The sequence below is a fragment of the Segeticoccus rhizosphaerae genome, assembly GCF_009192725.1.
Lineage (GTDB): Bacteria > Actinomycetota > Actinomycetes > Actinomycetales > Dermatophilaceae > Segeticoccus > Segeticoccus rhizosphaerae.
This window is the reverse complement of sequence record NZ_VOHR01000444.1, coordinates 1-2,532: the sequence shown is the minus strand read 5'-3', so window position 1 is coordinate 2,532 and position 2,532 is coordinate 1. Positions and strand designations below refer to the sequence as shown.

3 protein-coding genes are annotated in these 2,532 nt (G+C 70.4%); all 3 read right to left on the bottom strand.

The window, feature by feature from the left end; translation table 11 throughout:
• On the bottom strand, window positions 1–323 hold a 323-nt coding region (locus FRW57_RS20385), incomplete at its 3' end, for a protein-L-isoaspartate O-methyltransferase family protein (protein ID WP_420853273.1).
• 70 nt (window positions 324–393) lie between these two features.
• Entirely contained in the window at window positions 394–1,698 is a 1,305-nt protein-coding gene (locus FRW57_RS20380) for an L-lactate MFS transporter (RefSeq protein WP_137122181.1), read from the bottom strand.
• 21 nt (window positions 1,699–1,719) lie between these two features.
• Window positions 1,720–2,532: NrfD/PsrC family molybdoenzyme membrane anchor subunit (nrfD, locus tag FRW57_RS20375; protein WP_152186913.1), on the bottom strand; the 813-nt coding region annotated here is incomplete at its 5' end.

The following is a 2,532-nucleotide window of genomic DNA, read 5'->3' as shown; positions in this document are numbered from 1 at the left end:
GCGCCGACGACGCCGCTGGCCGCGACGTTCCGGGCGCCCCAGGCGGCAAGGCCCTCGTCGAGCTCGACCCCGATGACGCGACCGCCCGGAGCCACGAGGCGGGCGAGCAGAGCCGTCGTCCAGCCCGACCCCGAGCCGACGTCGAGCACCCGCTGGCCGGGACACACCTCGAGCAACCCGAGCATGGTGCGGACGGTGGTGGGCTGTGACCCGGTCTGCCCGGCGCCGATCGGCAGCGCCCGGTCGGCCTCGGCGTGCATCCGCTGGTCCCGCGGGAGGAACCGCTCTCTCGGGGTCTCCTGCATGGCCTGCTGGACGTCCATGACACCAGTAAGTCACGCTGACCCACCGGACCGCACGTCACGCCGGCACGACCGCGGGGGAGCCGCCCGGTCAGGTCTCGCCGACGACACTCTCCTCCCCGAGCACTCCCTCGTCCACCGTCTTCCGGGTGCGGGGCATCTTGGTGATGAGCGGGAGGGCGATGGAGGCCAGGGCGATGATGCCCATCGTGGTGTAGCCGAGCGTGTAGTGGCGGTCACCGCCGATCAGGGCCGAGATGATCATCGGGCCGAAGATGCCACCGAGGCTCCAGCCCAGGATCATCAGGCCGTAAATTGCCCCGGCGTACTTCACGCCGAAGAAGTCCCCAGCGGTCGCCGGCATGGTGCCGAAGCCGCCGCCGTAGCAGAGGTAGATCAGCGCCGCGAGGATGAAGAAGAGGACCGCGTTGCTGGTGTGCGGCACGAGCAGGAGGCAGACCCCCTGGATCGCGAGCATCGAGGCGAAGGCGGTCATCCGTCCGATCCGGTCCGACAGCGCCGCCCAGACGATCCGTCCGCCGCCGTTGAAGATCGCGAGCGCGCCGACCAGCCCTGCCGCCCCGGCCGCGGTGTAACCCGCGACATAGGTTGCGGTGGCGGCGGCCTCGGCGATGAGCGCGATGCCCACCGTGACGTTGAGGGTGAGGATCGCCGTCAGCATGTACCACTGTGGCGTGCGCAGCGCCTCCTTCTCGGTGTAGTCCTTGCCGCTGTCGACGGTGCGTCCCGTGGTGGCGGGTGAGTAGCCCGGGACGTGGTAGCCCTCCGGGGGGTTGCGGAAGAACGAGGCGCCGATGAGGGAGAGCACGAGGTAGCCGATCCCGAGGGGCAGGAAGACCTTCGTCGGCACGTCCTGGTTGTTCTTGATCAGCGCCTGGGCGATCGGCGAGGTGAGCACGGCACCGAAGCCGAAACCACCCACGGCAAGCCCGGTGATCAGACCCCGCTTGTCGGGGAACCACTTCTGCAGCATGGCGATCGGCACGATGTAGGCGAAGCCGAGGCCGAAGCCGCTGATCACGCCGTAGCCGAGCACGAGCAGCCAGAGCTGGCTCCGGTCTGCGGCGAACGAGGCGATCACGACGCCGACGGCGTAGATGACGCCACCGGCAAGTGCGACGATGCGGGGTCCCTGCTTGTCCTGGATCCGCCCACCGAGGTAGGACCCGATGAAGATCATGCCGATCGTCACGGTGAACGGCAGCGAGGCCTCGACCTTGGTCAGGTGGAACGCCTCCGAGTCGGCGAGCGCCTTGCTGAAGACGCTCCAGGCATAGACCGCGCCGATCGAGAACTGCAGGAGGAGGGCGGCGGCAACCAGCCACCATCGGCCCTTGGTCGGGTTGTCCGTGGGCGTGGTCGTGCTGCTGGTCATGTCCCCTCCTTAAGGGTCGGGCTATCTGAAGTGGGCTGCTTGCTCGGCCTGCTGCAGTCGTTCGCGCTGCGGGACGACGGTGTACTTCGGGTCCTTCGCCGACGCCTGACCGGCCTCGAAGATCGCGAACCTGGTGCAGGCCGAGCCGGCCAGCAGGGCCGCACCGGACAGCGCTGCAGCGACCCGGCTGCGGCGTCCGAGCACGGCTGCTCCGAGGGCTCCCGCCACGGTCAGCCCCTGGCTCAGCTTCATCAACGTGCCGCCCCGCCCCTCGTGCAGCGTCTCGGCGGCGAGGCCCATGGAGTGCTCCATCTGCTGGCCGGCGACCAGGTCGAGCACGGCGCCACCGACCGCCATCCGACGTGCCGGGCCGGCCTGCGACAGCGGGCTGGCGACCATGCCCAGGCCACCGGAGGCCGCCGCGGCGGATCCGGCGAACACCCACGGAAGCTCGCGGTATGCCGAGTGCCAGGCAGGCGTGGCCGTGTCCGCCACGAGGACCGCGGTGTAGCTCGCCAACGGCGGAGCGAACAGGGCTGCGCCCAGACCGGCCGGACGCCCGAGCGCGGACACCAGCCTGCCGAGCCGACCCGGCAGCAGGCCACCGGTGACCTCTGAGATGGCCGCCATGCCGGCCATCGGGCCGTAGGCGGCGAGGATCCAGCTGCCCACCGACATCGGTGAGGTCAGCCGGACCACGCGCAGCATGTTGACGAACCGGCTGGGCTTGCCGAGATCGTGGATGAGGAAGAAGGTGCTCAGCCCGACCGCGCCGAGGGCGCCGACGCGGCCGCCGCGTCGCAGGGCCTCACGGCCGGTGAGGTCGGCGCCGGC